Here is a 17,888-nt window from a genome sequence, read left to right on the forward strand (position 1 = left end):
TCATGGGTGTAGGGATTCTCACATACTAGACATTGAGTATAGATTAAAAAAAGCAATGGAAAATGACAAGAGTCATACTGATAAAATGAGTAGAGCATAACAAATAAGTTAATTAACAGAATCATCTGAAAACTTTTTGAAACATGCAAAAAACTGTAACTGAAGAAACTGTAACTGAAGAAATGAAGAAACTGCTCAGAGAAGAACTAGAGTTGCTTCTTGCAGAAATTCGTGAAGAAGTGGCGAGGAAAAAAGCACTAATGCCAAAAGAGGAAGAAGGTACTAATAGAAAACGTAGATTTTGATTTGCCATATTAAACGATCAATAGCCATTAGAGTTGACCTTGAATCCTAGATAATACTAGTTAAATTGGGTCAAAATCATACATAATCTATGAAAGCCAGATTTAATGGAAAGTGTGTGGAATGTGGCGATGTCATCAAAACAGGCAAAGAGATACTAAAAAATTCTAAAGATCAGTGGGTTCACAAAGCATGCTGTGATCTAGAAGAAGAACTACCATAATAGGTACAAATTAGTAATAAATTTTTTAAAGGACTTTGTAAAACAGAGAATCAAATGAGTGCAAAAACAAACATTCTGCTATTTGCGTCAATAATGACAGTATTTGGAATAATGATGATTCCAGGTGACATTTCTGCTGAATCCAACCAGATTACAGTTACTCCAATTAATGAAAAAGTGAGTTTGGAGGAGACAATTACCACAATGAACGTTCCTCAGGACAACAAACTTCCTTGGGGCACAGTCAGAGGAGCAGCAGATGATGTAGCTGAAAGATATCCAATAATCATTCAATTTTACAAAGGTGAAGACCCAGTCCACTTTGCACAGGTGGATGCGAAAGGAGACGGATCATATGAATACAAATTCAGAGTTAGAAATCTTGATTCAAACACTGGTGAATTTGTAAATGTCTTTGAGGGGGAATATACAGTAAAAATATACAAAGTAATTCCAAACACCAATAATCTAGTATAATTATTAAAAATACACTTTTTCAACCAACGTGTAACAGAAATATTTCAGAGAATTCATATATTGAATATCTAAACAGAGAGCCAGAAAATGAGCAAAAATTTTTGGCACGATATTGAATCAGGTAATGATATTCCAGAAATTGTCAATGTCATTGTAGAAATTCCAAAAGGCTCGATGAACAAATACGAGTATGATAAAAAACACAACATGATAAAGCTTGACAGAGTGTTATTCTCACCATTTCACTATCCAGGAGATTACGGTCTGATACCGCAAACATTATCAGAGGATGGAGATCCACTTGATGCGCTGGTACTAGTAACAAATCCCACATATCCAGGAATTTTAATTGAAGCAAGACCGATTGGACTATTACAAATGAAAGATGATGGAAAGCTTGATGATAAAATAATCTGTGTTGCGACAAATGATCCGAGATATTTACACACTACAGACATTACAAATATTGAAGACCATTATCGTTCAGAGATTGCACATTTCTTCCAAGTGTATAAAGATCTGGAAGGCAAGAAAGTTGAAATCATAGGATGGAAACCAGCTAAAGAAGCCAAAGTCGTAATAATCGAATCGATAAAAAGATACAAAGATACTTTGAAAAAATACTGACATGTCAAAAGAATGCAAACATTTCTTGCAAGCAAAAGACGTATCTCAAAATACAAAAAACTGTGAAGAGTGTGAAAAAGAGCATCTCCCAGTTGTAGCACTTAGAATGTGTTTAACATGTGGACATGTTGGTTGCTGTGACTCATCAATTGGAAAACATGCTACAAGACATTTTGAAGAGACAGGGCATCCTGTAATGAAGGCAGTACCAGAAAATATTTGGAAGTGGTGCTACATTCATGAAGAATATTACTAGGGATGATAATTATTGAAACGTTATTTTCTAGATTCTAGTCTAATCGTAAACCATCAGGCCTTTTTCTTCAAGTAAGGCATGGATTTGGTTGACAGAGCGGTGAACATCTTTTTCAAGTTTAGCTCCAACACAGACAAGTTTTCCTGATGCAAAAATCAGAATTACAGTTTTTGGGTCAAGCATTCTATGAATCAATCCAGGAAATTGTTCTGGTTCATACATGCTTCTAGGAAGAGTTCTTGCTGCTTGCTCCAAGTTGACTTTACCTCCAAGATTAATTGAAGATACAATGTTTTGAATTGAAACTATAGGATCGTTTTTGATTTTGATTTTGCCTTTTCGTAATATTTTTACTACTTCAAACACAGCAGTTTCTGCTAACTCTTGTGATTTGGCACCAGTACACACCATCTTTCCTGAGCCAAAAAGTAATGTTGCAGTTTTAGGATTTTTTAGTCTAAATACAGCACCTGGAAATTGTTCTGGATGGTATTCAACTGCAGGAAATTTTTTAGTAATATCTACAAGATCTAGTTTTTGTTCAATTGTTGCAGAAGCTACTACATTAACTATAGCAATTATGGGCTTTGTTTGAGTCATATTCTTATTTTCCTCCTAGCATGTCCATATTTTGGTCTAATCGTAAACCTTTGTATCTATTTCTAATTGTTACTTCAGTAACATTTGCAGCCTCTGCAATGTCTCGCTGAGTCTTATCCTCACCATTCTTCACACATGACAAGTATAGTGCTGCAGCTGCCAACCCCATTGGATCTTTTCCTGCAGATTCCTCATGTTCTTGTGCATCTTTTAGTACTTTAACTGCAAATCGTTTTGTCTTTTCTGTAATTCCAATAGAGCTTGCAATTCTTGCTACACACTGAACTGGATCAACTACTGGCATCTTCAATTCTAATTCTTGATGTAAAATTCTATAACATCTAGAGATATCTTTTTTCTTGATGTTACCTGCATCAGAAACGTCTTTGAGAGTTCTAGGTGTTTCGGTATCTCTACATGCAGCATAAAGTGATGCAGCAATTAATGCAGAAATAGAACGACCTTTAACGAGACCTTTCTCTAATGCTTTTCTGTAAATATATGACGCCTTTTCTATTACAGCGTCTGAAAGTGAAAGTTTGTCTTTTAATGTAGATAATTCACTTAGTGCTTGTCTGAGATTTTTATCAGAAGATGCATTAACTTTACTTCTACTATCCCAAGTTCTCAGTCTTTCAATGGTACTTTTCATTGTAGATGTAAGTGGCTTTCCAGAAGAGTCCTTGTTCATTGGACTGATAATAGTTGCCAATCCTCTGTCATGCATTGCAAGTGATGTTGGAGCTCCAGTTCTAGTAGGATCAGCCCCTCCTTCTTTGGAAAATGATCTCCATTCAGGTCCAGAATCTTGCAATGTTTCAGAAATTACAAAACCACATTTTCCACAAAATCGTTCTCCAGTGACATTATCAGTCAACATGGATTTTTTTCCACAGCGACCGCATGTGGAATCTGCGTTAATCATTTCTAGTACCAAAGGTAATTACCAATATTGCATGGTGGAATTACTATATGAACCGATTTATTTTGGATTTTTTGGAGAAAATGAGCCTGATTTACAAAAATAATCCACAGAATAAAGGAAATTCTAGGCACAGCAAACCAGATATTGATTTTTAATAGTCACAAAACAGCAAAAATAGATGCCAGAGTATCAATTAGGCAAATGGAATTTAACAGAATTAGTAAAAAACCCAAAAAGTCCTGCTTTTCAAAAGCAAATTCAAGAATTAGAAAAACAGGCATTAAAGTTTGAAAAAATTAAATCAAAATTAGATCCTAAAATGTCATCCAAACAATTCATGAACATTATACAACAAGTTGAAGAAATTTCAGAAAACATGAGTAAGATTGGAGGTTACGCATCATTAGCATATTCATCAGACACACAATCAGATGAAGCTACATCCTTAATGACAAAGATGTCAAAGTTAGGGTCAGAGATTTCAAACAAGATTTTGTTTTTTGATTTATGGTGGAAGACACAGGTGGATGAAAAAAATGCAAAAAGACTCATGGCAAACGCAGGGGAAATTACAGAGTATCTTTCTCACAAAAGATTATTTGCAAAATATGCGCTTAGTGAACCTGAAGAGAGAATCATAAACACACTAGATGTAACTGGCATATCTGCACTAGTAAAACTGTATGATAAAATCACTAATGCGTTTGAGTACAAAATGAAGATTGGAAACAAATCCAAAGTGATGACAAGAGAAGAACTTACAAATTATGTCAGAAGTACAAATCCAAGAATTCGTGAGACGGCATACAAAACTATCCTTACAAAATATTTTGATAATAAAGGAGTGGTCGGGGAGATTTATCAAAACATTGTTCTTAACTGGAAAGATGAAGGCATAGAAATTCGTGGATACAAATCTCCAATATCAATGAGAAACATTGGAAACGATGTAGATGATAAAACAATTGACTCGCTACTTTCAGTATGTAAGAAAAACTCGCCTGTTTTTCAGAAATTCTTTGTTCAAAAAGCAAAGATGTTGAAAATGAAAAAACTAAGAAGGTATGATTTGTATGCTCCAGCAGCATCCAACATCAAAGAAAAAAATTATTCGTATAACAATTCGGTAAAACTAGTTTTTGAATCACTTGGGAAATTCAGTGATAAATTAGAAGGACATGCAAGAAAGGTATTCAATGAAAATCACATTGACTCTGAGATTAGACAAGGTAAAAGAGACGGAGCATTTTGCAGTACACTGACTCCAAAAATCACACCATTTGTGCTAGTGAATTTTACTGGAAAATCAAGAGATGTCTTTACTTTAGCTCATGAATTAGGTCATGCAGTTCACAGTCAAGCAGCACAAGACAGATCAATTCTTGTTCAGGACGCACCGCTGCCTTTAGCTGAGACAGCATCTACATTTTCAGAATTATTATTGTATGATAATTTATCAGATAAAATTTCAGATGATGAAAAAAAGATAATGTTATCGGAAAAAATTGATGATTTGTATGCAACAATTCTAAGACAGTCATTTTTTACAATATTTGAAGTCGATGCGCATAAACAAATTGGAGAGGGTACTACAATAGATGAAATATCAAAAACATATTTACAAAATCTCAAAATGCAATTTGGGAATTCTGTTAGTCTGACAGATGATTTTGCAATTGAATGGAGTTGTATTCCTCATTTTTATCACACTCCGTTTTACTGTTATGCATATTCCTTTGGGAACTTGCTTGCATTGTCATTATTTCAAAGATACAAAAAAGAAGGAAAAGATTTTGTCCCATCATACATTAACATTCTTTCAGCTGGAGGATCTAAGAAACCAGAAAAACTACTCTCAGAACATGGATTTGATATAACATCTCCTAAATTCTGGCAAGAGGGGTTTGATTATGTCAAAAAACAGGTAGACACACTTGCGTCATTAAATTAGATTTTTGAATAAATGGGGCTGACAGCCCAACGCATGGGCTGCCAGCTTGTTCCCCGAACGGTTTGAATTCGATGTCAAATACAAGATATCAATAATCTGATTTAAACGTTTGAAATCATTTGAAATTAAATTTCTTGGGTTTAATCTTTCTGAGAGTACCAGCTAAGATCCCAATGGAGATTCCTAACTGGTAAAGCAGGTATAGTAAAACCTCAAAAGAACTTGGTGTGAGTTCTGTGAATCTGCTCACAGCAGTCAATATCAGTAAAAGAGCACTAAAAAAGAAAACAAATGCCTTGGTTACTCCACTAATATGAGTAAATTTCAACATGACAAAGCTCATGACAGTGACAGATATTGCCAACACGGTTAGGAACCCAGTATTCATTCCAAAAATCAAAAAAAGTGAAGAGAGTAATTCCTCAGAACTAGTTACAGGTAAATTAAACAGATCAATTTTTTCAGGAGATTCAAAACGAGGAACACTCAAAACAGCATTAATCAAAAATAATACAAACAAAGTCACAGAGACAGTCTTTACGTGATTTTGCAGACGAGGAAATCTTACAAGGATTGCCCTGCCAAGGATTATCCCTTGAAACAAGCCAATGCCAAAAGCACCAAGCACTGCAATCAGTTGAATTACAGGATGTAAGAAAATATCAACTGGAAATGGGAGCAGGGCCAATGCTATCTAATATCAATTCTAATGAGAATATTAGTTAGTAGATAATCCAATTTTGCCATAAAGTGGAAAAATATCTAATTTAACAATTCATGATGAATAAAATAAGAGTAAATTTAATAATTTCAATTCTAGAGAGACAACCTATGCAAGAAAAGATACTTTGTTTTGCACTAATCATGTTAATTGGGGTTACAACAAGTCTTGCATACTCTCAAGAAATAAAGCATGCAACATTTCAAGAGACAGCTCAAATCATTATAGACCAGAGCATGTCTCAGAATGTAACAGCGTCCATTACGCTACAAAGTACCAGCATTCAAGAAATAAAAATTCCAGCAGAGTTAGACCAAGAGATTAGAGACAATAAAAGAATAGTCGCCATAATTCTTACAAATCAGGATCAATGTGTATTAGGAGTGGTGGATGAGTCATGCATTATGATTAACGTGACAAGAGACCCTGTAGACAAGGGGATCATAGCCATTCAGGACTCTACAAAAGAAATTGCCAATTTGTACATAGACAAGCTAAATCAAGTATTTGATACAAATGCCAAACTTCATTCAGTGTTCATACATAGTGACGGCAAATCAAATGAAGCATTAGAAACTTCAGGAATAATTTCTGGAAAAGGAATGATTTCAGCAGTGTACACATTACCAATGGAAGACACTAATTCCATGTATGAAAAAATTTCAGCCATCCTCATTCCCAAGTCAATCAGGGATGATGGAGGATTTTACGATGTAGCTAAAAATCTATCATCAGAGAAGAATGCAAAAGTGACATTCTCATGGATTCCATTAGAATCCAAATCACTTTTTCAGTTAAAGTTATCAGTTGACTATCCAAATAGTGCATCCATAATTTCAGAAATAGACCCATTAAAATTTCTCAAAGTTGAAGAATTAAAAAGATCAAATTATTTTGATTCAGGATTCTATCCACTAAATTCAATAATTCAAGTGGTGATATTATCTTCTGAAAATACCAATATTTCAGATATCAAAGGAAACATAGTTCCAACACAAATAATTGATGGTGAAAAAATTCCGATTGAAATCACAGAACAAGGATGGATCTTTCAACCAGAAGAGGGTCAAAGAATACAAGGAAAATATATTTTTGGTAAAGAGACATCAGTAAGCAAAGACGAATTAAAATTTTCGTTGGGAGGAGATGATCTCCAATATGTAAAACAAGAGTTTGATGAATCAATCATAATAATAATTATAACAATAGTAGCAATTGCAGCTGCAATATTTTATCTTAAAGGATATAAAAAATAATCATACCAAAAGAACAGCTGCTGCAAAAACAGTGGTCCATTTTCCATCTTTATCGCCTTTAGATGATTGTGTTATATTATGAGTATTGTAAATTTCACCTGAAATCTTCCATTGCTGTCTCTTTTCATCCCAGTTTTTATCAGCATCAAAAGAAATACCGAGGGAGGATGCCAACATTTGTGCTGCAATATCTTCAGCATAATCACCGGCTTGAAGTTCATTTTGTCCAAAAGATTCATACTCTGAGAGATACCCATATCGAGTCTTGTCTTTTGGTTGTGCAAGCCCAACAGATGCAGAACATACTCGCTGAGGTTCATTAGTCTGATTCTTGGAATAAATGGTAAACAAGATTTGCCCAGGTTTAATTTTTTTCAGTCCTTCTTTTCTGGAAATCAATTTTGCATTAGGTGGAAATATACTTGAAATTAAAACAAGATTTGTTCCTGCAATACCAGCATCTCTTAGAGCATATTCAAAACTAGTCAATCTATCTTCATGAACACCCTTACCTCTTGTAAGGAATAGATTTTTTGCAATTAAATCCAGCATTTCTGAATTGATGAAAAGACGTTATTATTTATACTTTAATTAGAATTGTAGATTTTTAAAACTTTAGAAAAAATCTAATCAGATTTTCTTTTTTTCTTTCTCTTGTCTGGAGTGGATGGAGTTTGTGTCAAAAGTAGAAATGTGAAAAATGCACCTAATCCAATATTGATAACGCCCAAGAAGGTGATCATCAGTGTTACAGAAGGAGGAGCAACAGTTAATCCAATAACGATCCCTAATGTTCCAGTCGCATAAAACATCATCATCAAAACCTTAACTCTAGTTGGTTCGATGTATCTCATAACAGGTATCAAAATGTGGCATTATTATAAACTGACGGTAAATTCGATAGATGTTAGGTAAAAATAGTTTTTAGAGAATCACAGGTAACACTTTAAACCGTCAAAAATTTCATAGTACTTCGTGCCAATGTAGCTCAGCCTGGTTAGAGCGGCTGATTTGTAATCAGCAGGTCGTGGGTTCGGATCCCGTCATTGGCTCCTTTAATTTCTAAAAACTCGATAAAGATTTGGCAATACGAATAAGTAGTCTAAACTAAGAGGAATTAAAATGAAATCAGAGGAATCAGAATCGATTCAAAATAAAGAAAACATGCCAGTTAAGAAATTATCATTTAATGGATTAATTATTGGGGTAATCATACTAGTTGGAGTTGCATCATTCTTTGCAGGGACATACACATCTAATCTAAATTCAAACCAAATATCTCAAGAAGATCTTGATGAAGCTATTGCCAAACTTGAATTGAAGATATTACAAAATCAGTTACCTACAAAACAAGCATCACCACCAGTAAAAATTTCAGCAGACAATGATCCAATTATTGGTGATCCAGACGCACCAATTACAATAATTGAGTTTTCAGATTTTCAGTGCCCATTTTGTGCAAGATTCCACACTCAAACACTACCATTAATTCTTGAGGAATACATAGAACAAGGCAAAGTGAAACTAGTATTCAGAGACTTTCCAATTCAAAGCATTCATCCAAATGCATTACCTGCATCTGTTGCAGCAGAATGTGCAAATGATCAAGGTAAATTCAGAGAAATGCATGACATGTTATTTGAAAAACAAAATGAGTGGAACAAGTTAGAAACTACTGAAGCATTATCCTTGTTTAGTCAATATGCATCAAATATGCAATTAGATCAAAAAATATTTGATTCGTGTCTTACTAGTGGAAAACATATTCCAGAAATTCAAAATGATCTTAATGATGGAAGAGACTATGGAGTGACAGGAACTCCAGGATTCTTCGTAGGAAATGAAAAAATAGGATTTACTGAATTAAAAGGAGCCCAGCCATTTGATAGTTTCAAAAAAATCATTGATGCGCAATTAGATGCATAGGTAATAACAAGCGTTTATTAGACCTTTATTGAAATTTTAATCATCGGAATAATGACGAGTGGGCAATGAGCTTTTTCGTCATTGCTTTAAGAGAAGAAAACAAAAATGACAAAATTTCAAGAATTAGGATTAAACGAAAATATTCTGAAAGGTATTACAGAACAAGGATTTGAAGAAGCTTTTGCAATTCAAGAAGCCGTAATTCCAGTATTACTTTCAGGAAGAGATGTTGTAGGACAGGCACATACAGGTTCTGGAAAGACTGCAGCATTTGCATTATCAATGTTACAAGAGATCCAACCAAAGAAAGGAATTCAGGGATTGATCATGGCTCCAACAAGAGAGCTTGCAATGCAAATTAGTGATGAAATTAAAAAATTTGGAAAATATACAGGAATTAGAACAGCTACAGTTTACGGAGGACAGGGCATGGGAATTCAACTAGATGCTCTGCATAGAGGAGTAGAGATAGTTGTTGCAACACCTGGAAGATTAATAGATCATCTCAAAAGAGGATCAATAGAACTAAGAGACATTACTCATATTGTTCTAGACGAGGCAGACACAATGTTGGATATGGGCTTTGTTGATGATATTCAATTTATTTTAGATTTAGCACCTGAAGATAGAGTAATGTCATTGTTTTCAGCAACAATGCCAACTGAAATTCTGAGACTTTCAGAAGACTATCTAAAGAATCCAAAACAATTTCTTTTGGATGCAGATGATCTAAGTGGAGAAGGAATAGACCAATCATATCTAGTAATCAAAGACAGAGACAAATTCAAGTATCTGATTGACTTTATCAAGCCAATAAAAGGCCAAAGCATTGTATTTTGTTCAACAAAGTACAGGACACGAGATGTAGCAAAATTCCTACATCAAGAAAAATTCAATGCAGTTGCCATAGAAGGCGATATGTCACAGCACAGAAGAGAGCAATCAATGGGCAAATTTAGAAGTGGTAAAGCAGACATTCTAGTTGCCACAGATGTAGCATCAAGAGGAATAGATGTGCCAAGAGTAGAACTAGTAGTAAATTATGATGTACCAAATCAAGAGATGGCGTACTTTCACAGGATTGGAAGAACTGCAAGAGCTGGTGCACTGGGTAGAGCGATTACATTTGTATCATATTCATCTGTTGGAGATTGGAATCTCATTAAACGTCAAATCAAAGTACCACTTACAGATTTAAATCAAGAGATGGGAATTCAGATCTCTATTCCAGACCCACTGAAAAGACAGACACCATCAAGAAGGTATGGAGGTCAATCAAGATCTAATTATTCCAGAGGAGGACGTTCTGGTGGATATGGCGGATCAGGCAGAGACAGAAATACAAGAGACAGTAGAAGTGGTGGTGGAAGAAAAAGATACGGAGATAAAGATAGCGGAAGCAGTGGCAATAGCTACGGCGGACGCAGTAGATGGTAGCATTAAAACTTAAAGGTTCGGACTTTATTAATTAATTTAAGATAATGCAGAAAGGATTCATTTTATTAAATTGTGATCTAGGAGCAGAAGAATATGTTGTTGATGAATTAAAACGAATGCAAAATATCAGTAATGCATATCTTACTTTTGGAGCATATGACGTAGTTGCAGAGATTCAAACAGAAACCGAAACAGAATTTAGCAAAGTAATTTCAGAAGTCAGAAAGATCTCAAGAGTTGTAAGCACAATGACATTAAATGTGATAGATCCCAAATAATTGATCTAGTTTAAGATATTGGAAATATGAAGACTATGGTATTTTTTGTTATTTTCACTTCTAATTTTTTCTTTATTACATCATGAAACAGTTTTGTGACTACTGTTTGCAGATACAATGACCATTTTGCATTAAGATCATGTTTTATTTTAAAAGTGTAGGATTTATCATCGTGTACAATATCATGTTGCATCCATGCCACATGTAACCACGTTCTGACAAAATCTATAAAATCCCTCACACTATATTGCTCCTTCATGAAATTTAGTATGTCTGAAAAAGTATCTTCTTCTACAGCTTCAGCAAGATGAATTACTTCTGTGTCATCCATTTTATCAAGGCAATATTTTACAAATGGTTTTGTCATTGGCAATAATCCAACCTTTCTTTCATATTTTTCCCAAAGAATATGGTTTGAGAGAATTTTGGAGACAAGTGCGTTCACATTCATCCCTTCAAGTTCTGCATCTTTTTTTATTTCCTCCAAGAGATCAATATCTAGACGAAATGAGATGGTCTGGCTTTTCTTCTTATCTGAATCTATATCCATGGATATTTTTATCGCGTTTTAATTAATAAGATATGTTATGAGTAAAGCAATACAATGTATGGCAATGTATTGCTAGTAGTATATCTATCACAAAATGACTTTAAAAATAATGGGTTTCCAGGATTTTGACTCTATTTTAGTTACAGACATAATGAGTAAAGCACTGATTACGGTAAATCCTGCAACTACATGTTTTCAGATTGCAAAGATGATGGAGCGTGGCTTTATTGGTGCCGTGCTAGTAAGTGAAAAAAATAACCCTGTTGGCATTATTACTGATAGGGATTTTGCGATAAAAATTGCAACCAACAGGCTATCATATGATACCCCTGCAAGAGAAATAATGTCTTCACCTCTAATAACAGTAAATTATGACAGTTCTGTATTGGAAGCCGTAAAGACCATGAGCATAAAGAAAATTCGCAAGATTGCGGTGTCAAAAGATAATAAAATAATTGGCATCGTAACATCAACGGATGTAGTAAATCACTTAACAAGATGATGCTTGATAAAAAATATCTGATGTTCAAATAATAAACAATAAAAATTTTTGTCAACACTCATGCAAGATTTTTTGTATGATATGCTGTATTATTTACAATGTGTTACATTGTAGTGCTACCACTATATCTATTACAAAAATATAATATTTACATGAAAGCAAAGGAGGCGATAAAACAATTATAATTGACAAATCAGATTCCTTCCCCTCTTAGTTTTTTTCTTGATTTGTCATTTTCTTTTCAACTATGATGAAACAATTAATTTCCAATGATGATGTAAAATCTTCATCAGATGTTAGCAAATATCTGCAACTAGAAAATAAATGTTGTAAACTTCTAAGAAACGACGAGATCAGATTTATTGGAATAATAGATCCCATAGGGAATTTAATTTCTGGAGGGATCAGTGCAGGTATAGATTTGTTAGAAACTGATGAAAAAAGAAGACAGTTCTACATGCAAATTTCACTTGAAATTCATATGCAAAAAGATTTTGATGACACTTTAGGCAAGATAAATTACAGTACAGCGAACAGAGAGAATATTTTGATTATAACTATGCCTATGAATGATCATATCATATTAATTTCTGCCCTACCTACATCTAGTGTCGAACACATTATTTCAGAATTAAATAATTTGGGATTCTTTCAACAGGGTATTTAGAATATGGCACAGACATGTAACGGATTATGTGAATGTCTAAAAGCACCTCCTATGAAAAATAATCTACGTTATTCAACAGGGCAAAAACGCTGCTCATTATGTGCCCATTATTTTTACATTAATGATGTCAGATGCCCTTGTTGTAAAACAAGGTTAAGATCTAAAGCTCGAACTAGGCATAGATGACAATGACGAATTTGATAAATCTGAATATTCTTTCTTTATTTTCTGAGTGGAGTGATCACAATGTACTCAAAACTAATACCATTATACCATACATTCAATTCTTTTGAGAGCATGTGTAAAAGTTAAAACAAAAACAATAGACGCATAATTGTTATATGAGTAAAATCAGGATTGTTCAAATTGCAGAAAATAGAGTATGAAGGAACAGTTTGGGTACTAAATTATAACAATCCTGAGCCATTGTTAAACCATGCAATCCATATGCTAGAAAGACACGGGGTGAAACGTGAAGACATGACAATTACAGAAACACCAATAGCAAAAGTAGGCTCAATTGTAGTAGAAATTTGGCCATATGAATTAGTCATAGGTAAAGTTAGAACAACGCGTAATGATTCGTTTATCAGTGGTACAGAATTTACAATTGAATTAAAGTTAGATGAAAATGGAAATTATGTAGATTATCTTTGAAAAAAAATAAAATTCAAAACATTACAATTGGGATCATAGCTGTAACAATCATAGTATTAATTGCATCATACAATTATTCAGCAGATCAGACTAAACAAAAAGGACTAAAATTTGGAAACGAGTTGACACAAGTTCAACAAGATGTAGCAGAACTACAAACCAAATTCTATTCCGAAAAAACAAAATGGGATGAAGGCGACATTACAAAAGAAGAATTGCTAAAATACTATGATGAACACATACAAAAATTTAAAGAGATAATTTCCAGATATGATAGATTGACACCGCCAGAGTTGTTCCAAAGTTCAGTAGATTTATTCAAAATTTCAGCTGAAACTCAATTAAAAAGCGATGTAGAATTTATCAGTTGGATTACAACAGGGGATGAATCTGCCAAAATACGATCAGATACACAGATTCAAGAAGCTTATGAATATGAAAATTTGGGATTAATGGAGTTTCAATCAGCAAAAATGGGCATAAAGAATTATGATGAACCAGAAAAATTCTCAGCGCCAGATAACATGATTAAACAAAAAGTTATCCAAATTTCAGAAAATATGAAAGAGCGATGTGATACAGAATTCAAAAATGAATTGGGCGAATTTAATTCAAACCAAATAGAGATAGAGTGGTTTAATTGTTTTAACGAGGCTGAAAAATGGAAAAAAGACCATCTGCCTTAGATGAAAGATCGTAAATCATAACAGGTCTGATTTTTGCAATAAATCAAAAGTTGTAAAAAGTTCTTCTTGTAGTGAAGTTGTCTCAAGAGGAATTGGTTTTGAAAAGATCACAGGGAAAGTAATTGTGAGCATATCTTGATCAGTGTGAGAAATTCGAATAGAGTGAACTTGGTGATTAGTTTCAGACAAGAATTTTTTCCATTTCTGCAAGTGTGTATTTACTCTAATTACTTGTTCTTCGACATTAGTCAAAATAGTATCAAGATCAGTATCAAATAAACCAAATTTAACCAAGGGAACCATTACAACTCCACCTAAAACAGGATCATGGTTTTTTAACATGGATGAAATGATTTCCTCAGCGTTTTCTTTAGGAAAAACATCCCCATAATCAGGATCAAAATATCCTGCAATGAGTTTTTTTGAATCATAAATTCGAAAATAGCCTTCATCTAATTCTAATTTCCACAACATCTTGAAAAGAGTTCATGAATAAATAAACGATTAATTCTAGACAGTTAAATAAACTAGGAAATAAAGAAAACAGTAATGGTAATTTCTAAAGAAAACAGAGACTTCATAGATAGTTTGATTGATTATTACATTAACGAATCAGAATCCTACAAACAGATTGCAGAAAATTTTGTGCCAGAAGTAGAATCAGTTACAGATACAGCATTTGGCATCATCACTGGATGTGTATATTCAGGATTTTTACAAGCATATCAAAATCAGCAACAGTCACCCAGTCTAGAAGATATGAAAGAATTCAATCAAATCATAAAAAAACGTGCTCCGCTAATCAAAAAATCAATCCTAAATCCATCCAGCATAGAAATTAGCGACAAGCCAGATCAAGCCTAAAAAAAGAAACAGATGACAAAACAAGTGAAGAGTGCCCAATAGGGCACCCATTATGACTCCTGTCTGGAATGGTCGAACAATCGCAGATGTGTAAATACAATTCACGTGCGATAACAAGATACAGTGTTTTTCTATTAAAACACTTACGTAGAAATCATCAGTAATGATATTTTAGAAAATATAGAACCAGTATGATTTAATTCCAACTATTACAAACAAATACCATGAATGTGGATGGGAGTAAGATAATTTTTGGATTAGGGGTAACTGCAGCAGTTGTAACTGCAGTGATAGCACTATATTTTTCAATTCGTTAAAGATAAATCACAAGAGATACTCAACAAAATAATGTCAGATACAAATGAGTTTAAGATAACACAAATAGTAGATAATGGTCAAATTGTGCAATTAACATTGATTGAGAATATTTCAACTGAACCAATCTCACAAAAACAAATGATAATAGATAATGTTTCAAAAAGACTAGATGAAGAAACCAAAGAGCAAGTAATGCCTCTACTAGAAGCAATTTTACAAGCACAGCCAACGGTCAACATAAAATCATATCAACAAACACAAATCACAATTGCAATGCCAAAATCAAGATATGACAAGATGGGAAGACCTCAAGTTGGAAGCATAATTGAAATAGATTTAAAAAAAATCTAAAGATGTGAATTTATCTCATCTAATGTGTGCAAAGGCAAAGAACAGGTAAAATCTTTACAAACAAATACAGATGTTTTATCTTCAAAAAGTTTTCCAGCAAAGAAAGGATATTCAGAAAGGCTTTCGAGTTGAGCAGAACTGGAAATACTCACCATAATAGAGTTTGGCAAATAATTTGAAAACAATGATGAGCAAATCGCAGAATTTTCAGTATTGATAATTGTAATCTCGGTAGGTTTTTGAATATACATGGAGATAGTATTTAGCAAATACCCAAATCCGAAAGGATTTTCAGCTGCCATTTGTGCCTGAGATTCCATTATTTTTATGGCAATGCCAAGAAAAGTTTGTTCTTGAGAGAGATGGTAAAGTCTAAGCATTACAAAAGCAGAAACAGAATTGCCAGAAGGTAAAGACAAGTCATAGTTACTTTTTGGACGAATAATTAATCCCTCATGAATATCAGAAGTCATAAAGAAACTGTTGTTTTTTGCATCCCAAAAGTGATCCACTAGATAGTTACCCAATTTCAGAGACAGTTTAAGGTATTTTGAATCAGGTTCAATTTCAAATACATCCAATAGTGCGTTGACAAAATACGAATAATCCTCAAGATATCCATTAATTTTTGCAGAGCCATTTTTGTAAGTTCGTAACAGTTTGTCATTATTTAGAAGACTTTTTTCAATAAAAGAAATACAGTTTTTAGCAGCATTAAGATATTTGGAATCATTTGTTACACGATATCCTTTTGCAAATGCAGTTATCATCAAAGAATTCCAAGAAACTAATATTTTATCATCTAATCCTGGAGGAACTCTAGTAGAACGAGCCTTTAATAATTTTTCACCGCATGATTTTACAATCTTATGAACTTCAGATTCAGAAATCCCAAAATTAAATGCCACAGTTGATGCATTAAGATTATTACACAAAATATTATTTCCTTCCCAATTACCACCATCAGTCACATCATAATACAGGCAGAAAAGATCAGCATCACTTCCTAGAATTTCTTTAATTTCACTTTTCTTCCACACGTAGAATTTTCCTTCTACACCTTCTGAATCAGCATCGTAAGCAGAGTAAAAACCACCTTCAGGAGATGTCATTTCACGTAAAACAAAATCAAGTGTTTTTTTTAAAATATCAAGGTAAAAAGGATCCTTGGTAATTTGATATGCTTCAGCATAGTTTACTGGAATCAATGCGTTGTCATAAAGCATTTTTTCAAAGTGAGGTACTAACCATTTTGCATCAGTGGAATATCTAGAAAAACCACCACCAATTTGATCAAAGATCCCACCTTTGGCCATTTTGTTGAGAGTTTTAAGCGCAAAATCATTGAATTTACTTAGACCTGAGAGTTTAGAATATCTGAAAAGAAATGACACATTTGCAGCGTTGGGAAATTTTGGGGCAGAGCCAAATCCACCATATGTAGCATCGCCTAATTGAAACAAGTTTAATGCGGCTTCATCTAGAATGACGCGCTCTAATGTTGTAGGAGTTTGAATTGTTTCTGTTTTATGTAATGTGTCGATAAATTTATCAGCCGCAGATTCAATATCTCGTGGTTTCTCTTTCCATGCTTGCGAAAGTTGTCTACAAATACTTCCAAAGCCGGGGCGGCCATAGGAATCCAAGACAGGAAAATAAGTTCCAACATAGAACGGTTTTTGATCAGGAGTAAGAAAAACACTCAAAGGCCATCCGCCTTGGCCAGTAGCTATCTGACAAACTTTTTGATAGATATCATCAATGTCAGGTCTTTCCTCTCTGTCAACTTTTATGTTAACAAAATTTTCATTCATAAATTGAGCAACATCTTCATTTTCAAATGATTCATGCGCCATAACATGACACCAATGACAAGAGCTATAACCAACACTTAGAAAAATTGGTTTATTTTCATCTTTTGCTTTTTTTAATGCTATGTCATTCCAACCATACCAATCAACAGGGTTGTTAGCATGTTGAAGTAAATAGGGACTACTTTCATGAATTAGATTATTTTCAACCACATTTAGTCAAACTCATTTGAATATTAGTACCTAATTGAAAGATTAACCCCAGATACCTTTACCTTCTGTTAATTCATAGATTCTAACATTAATTTTTCCAAGTAATTTCACTTTAGATTTATGTGCTTTTTTATCATGGCTGTAATCTTTTTTTTCAACTAATTCTTGTAATCGTTTCAATTCTTCCAAAGAAAATTTCTTAAATTCATGTTTAGAACTTGAAATACGTTGTAAAAATTCTACTCTTTGACGATCTTCATCAGAAATTTCAGTCATGTTCAGAATTTTA

The 17,888-nt window shown here is 33.6% G+C and carries 25 protein-coding genes and 1 tRNA gene; 17 read left to right on the forward strand and 9 right to left on the reverse strand.

Annotated elements, in window-relative coordinates:
• The first annotated feature begins 143 nt into the window (after positions 1–143).
• The 5 genes from WDZ98_RS06985 to WDZ98_RS07005 all read left to right on the forward strand — a co-directional run bounded on the left by WDZ98_RS06985 (position 144) and on the right by WDZ98_RS07005 (position 1,886).
• Complete coding sequence (locus tag WDZ98_RS06985) at positions 144–305, forward strand: hypothetical protein (protein ID WP_368059862.1); 162 nt, start codon at positions 144–146, stop codon at positions 303–305.
• Positions 306–394: 89 nt separating this feature from the next.
• Positions 395–526, forward strand: a complete 132-nt coding sequence (locus WDZ98_RS06990) for a hypothetical protein (protein WP_014965479.1) — start codon at positions 395–397, stop codon at positions 524–526.
• Between the two features lie 54 nt (positions 527–580).
• Positions 581–1,003 (forward strand): hypothetical protein, encoded by a 423-nt coding sequence (locus WDZ98_RS06995; RefSeq protein WP_368059860.1) that lies wholly within the window; start codon positions 581–583, stop codon positions 1,001–1,003.
• A gap of 87 nt (positions 1,004–1,090) precedes the next feature.
• On the forward strand, positions 1,091–1,630 hold the full coding sequence (locus tag WDZ98_RS07000; RefSeq protein ID WP_368059858.1) for an inorganic diphosphatase: 540 nt from the start codon (positions 1,091–1,093) through the stop codon (positions 1,628–1,630).
• Position 1,631: 1 nt separating this feature from the next.
• The gene (locus tag WDZ98_RS07005) at positions 1,632–1,886 is read left to right on the forward strand and encodes a UBP-type zinc finger domain-containing protein (RefSeq protein ID WP_368059856.1); all 255 of its coding nucleotides are present in this window, start codon (positions 1,632–1,634) and stop codon (positions 1,884–1,886) included.
• 39 nt (positions 1,887–1,925) lie between these two features.
• On the opposite strand, the gene WDZ98_RS07010 is transcribed toward WDZ98_RS07005, so the two are convergent.
• Together WDZ98_RS07010 and WDZ98_RS07015 are read right to left on the reverse strand one after the other, a co-directional pair.
• Positions 1,926–2,486, reverse strand: coding sequence for a TATA-box-binding protein (locus tag WDZ98_RS07010; RefSeq protein WP_014965483.1), 561 nt, complete (start codon positions 2,484–2,486; stop codon positions 1,926–1,928).
• A 4-nt stretch (positions 2,487–2,490) separates the two neighbouring features.
• On the reverse strand, positions 2,491–3,411 hold the full coding sequence (locus WDZ98_RS07015) for a transcription initiation factor IIB family protein (protein WP_368060146.1): 921 nt from the start codon (positions 3,409–3,411) through the stop codon (positions 2,491–2,493).
• A 178-nt stretch (positions 3,412–3,589) separates the two neighbouring features.
• On the opposite strand from WDZ98_RS07015, the gene WDZ98_RS07020 reads away from it, so the two are divergent.
• Entirely contained in the window at positions 3,590–5,362 is a 1,773-nt protein-coding gene (locus WDZ98_RS07020; RefSeq protein ID WP_368059853.1) for a M3 family oligoendopeptidase, read from the forward strand.
• Between the two features lie 115 nt (positions 5,363–5,477).
• Here the strand turns inward: WDZ98_RS07020 and WDZ98_RS07025 are convergent, their stop codons facing one another.
• The gene (locus tag WDZ98_RS07025) at positions 5,478–6,050 is read right to left on the reverse strand and encodes a hypothetical protein (protein WP_368059850.1); all 573 of its coding nucleotides are present in this window, start codon (positions 6,048–6,050) and stop codon (positions 5,478–5,480) included.
• A gap of 143 nt (positions 6,051–6,193) precedes the next feature.
• On the opposite strand from WDZ98_RS07025, the gene WDZ98_RS07030 reads away from it, so the two are divergent.
• On the forward strand, positions 6,194–7,339 hold the full coding sequence (locus WDZ98_RS07030) for a hypothetical protein (protein WP_368059848.1): 1,146 nt from the start codon (positions 6,194–6,196) through the stop codon (positions 7,337–7,339).
• Here WDZ98_RS07030 and WDZ98_RS07035 read toward each other — a convergent pair whose 3' ends face one another.
• Both WDZ98_RS07035 and WDZ98_RS07040 read right to left on the reverse strand, forming a co-directional pair.
• Positions 7,340–7,891, reverse strand: coding sequence for a pyruvoyl-dependent arginine decarboxylase (locus WDZ98_RS07035; protein ID WP_368059846.1), 552 nt, complete (start codon positions 7,889–7,891; stop codon positions 7,340–7,342). It lies immediately after the preceding gene.
• 74 nt (positions 7,892–7,965) lie between these two features.
• Complete coding sequence (locus WDZ98_RS07040) at positions 7,966–8,193, reverse strand: hypothetical protein (RefSeq protein ID WP_368059844.1); 228 nt, start codon at positions 8,191–8,193, stop codon at positions 7,966–7,968.
• A 123-nt stretch (positions 8,194–8,316) separates the two neighbouring features.
• On the opposite strand from WDZ98_RS07040, the gene WDZ98_RS07045 reads away from it, so the two are divergent.
• From WDZ98_RS07045 to WDZ98_RS07060, 4 genes are all read left to right on the forward strand, one after another.
• Positions 8,317–8,391, forward strand: a tRNA-Thr gene (locus tag WDZ98_RS07045).
• Positions 8,392–8,461: 70 nt separating this feature from the next.
• Positions 8,462–9,265: a thioredoxin domain-containing protein gene (locus WDZ98_RS07050; RefSeq protein ID WP_368059842.1), complete on the forward strand. Its 804-nt coding sequence runs from the start codon at positions 8,462–8,464 to the stop codon at positions 9,263–9,265.
• Between the two features lie 105 nt (positions 9,266–9,370).
• Positions 9,371–10,702, forward strand: coding sequence for a DEAD/DEAH box helicase (locus WDZ98_RS07055; protein WP_368059840.1), 1,332 nt, complete (start codon positions 9,371–9,373; stop codon positions 10,700–10,702).
• Positions 10,703–10,746: 44 nt separating this feature from the next.
• On the forward strand, positions 10,747–10,980 hold the full coding sequence (locus WDZ98_RS07060; RefSeq protein ID WP_368059838.1) for an Lrp/AsnC ligand binding domain-containing protein: 234 nt from the start codon (positions 10,747–10,749) through the stop codon (positions 10,978–10,980).
• 10 nt (positions 10,981–10,990) lie between these two features.
• On the opposite strand, the gene WDZ98_RS07065 is transcribed toward WDZ98_RS07060, so the two are convergent.
• Complete coding sequence (locus WDZ98_RS07065) at positions 10,991–11,530, reverse strand: hypothetical protein (protein WP_368059836.1); 540 nt, start codon at positions 11,528–11,530, stop codon at positions 10,991–10,993.
• Between the two features lie 94 nt (positions 11,531–11,624).
• Here WDZ98_RS07065 and WDZ98_RS07070 point away from each other — a divergent pair, with 94 nt between their 5' ends.
• The 4 genes from WDZ98_RS07070 to WDZ98_RS07085 all read left to right on the forward strand — a co-directional run bounded on the left by WDZ98_RS07070 (position 11,625) and on the right by WDZ98_RS07085 (position 14,042).
• On the forward strand, positions 11,625–12,032 hold the full coding sequence (locus WDZ98_RS07070) for a cyclic nucleotide-binding/CBS domain-containing protein (protein WP_368059834.1): 408 nt from the start codon (positions 11,625–11,627) through the stop codon (positions 12,030–12,032).
• 247 nt (positions 12,033–12,279) lie between these two features.
• Entirely contained in the window at positions 12,280–12,699 is a 420-nt protein-coding gene (locus WDZ98_RS07075; protein ID WP_368059832.1) for a DUF6659 family protein, read from the forward strand.
• Between the two features lie 366 nt (positions 12,700–13,065).
• Positions 13,066–13,356 carry a hypothetical protein gene (locus tag WDZ98_RS07080; RefSeq protein ID WP_368059830.1) on the forward strand — a complete coding sequence of 97 codons (291 nt, stop codon included), beginning with the start codon at positions 13,066–13,068 and terminating at the stop codon, positions 13,354–13,356.
• Complete coding sequence (locus tag WDZ98_RS07085; RefSeq protein WP_368059828.1) at positions 13,353–14,042, forward strand: hypothetical protein; 690 nt, start codon at positions 13,353–13,355, stop codon at positions 14,040–14,042. Before WDZ98_RS07080 ends, WDZ98_RS07085 begins: the two co-directional genes overlap by 4 nt.
• Before the next feature lie 15 nt (positions 14,043–14,057).
• On the opposite strand, the gene WDZ98_RS07090 is transcribed toward WDZ98_RS07085, so the two are convergent.
• Complete coding sequence (locus WDZ98_RS07090) at positions 14,058–14,516, reverse strand: hypothetical protein (RefSeq protein WP_368059826.1); 459 nt, start codon at positions 14,514–14,516, stop codon at positions 14,058–14,060.
• A 75-nt stretch (positions 14,517–14,591) separates the two neighbouring features.
• Between WDZ98_RS07090 and WDZ98_RS07095 the strand changes: the two genes are divergently transcribed.
• Complete coding sequence (locus tag WDZ98_RS07095; RefSeq protein ID WP_368059824.1) at positions 14,592–14,906, forward strand: hypothetical protein; 315 nt, start codon at positions 14,592–14,594, stop codon at positions 14,904–14,906.
• A 348-nt stretch (positions 14,907–15,254) separates the two neighbouring features.
• Complete coding sequence (locus tag WDZ98_RS07100) at positions 15,255–15,575, forward strand: hypothetical protein (RefSeq protein WP_368059822.1); 321 nt, start codon at positions 15,255–15,257, stop codon at positions 15,573–15,575.
• Here WDZ98_RS07100 and WDZ98_RS07105 read toward each other — a convergent pair.
• On the reverse strand, positions 15,572–17,599 hold the full coding sequence (locus WDZ98_RS07105; protein WP_368059820.1) for a thioredoxin domain-containing protein: 2,028 nt from the start codon (positions 17,597–17,599) through the stop codon (positions 15,572–15,574). The genes WDZ98_RS07100 and WDZ98_RS07105 overlap by 4 nt on opposite strands.
• 42 nt (positions 17,600–17,641) lie before the next feature.
• Entirely contained in the window at positions 17,642–17,875 is a 234-nt protein-coding gene (locus WDZ98_RS07110) for a hypothetical protein (protein ID WP_368059818.1), read from the reverse strand.
• Between the last annotated feature and the right edge of the window lie 13 nt (positions 17,876–17,888).

This window comes from Candidatus Nitrosopumilus sp., assembly GCF_040878665.1.
In the GTDB taxonomy this organism is placed as follows: Archaea; Thermoproteota; Nitrososphaeria; order Nitrososphaerales; family Nitrosopumilaceae; genus Nitrosopumilus.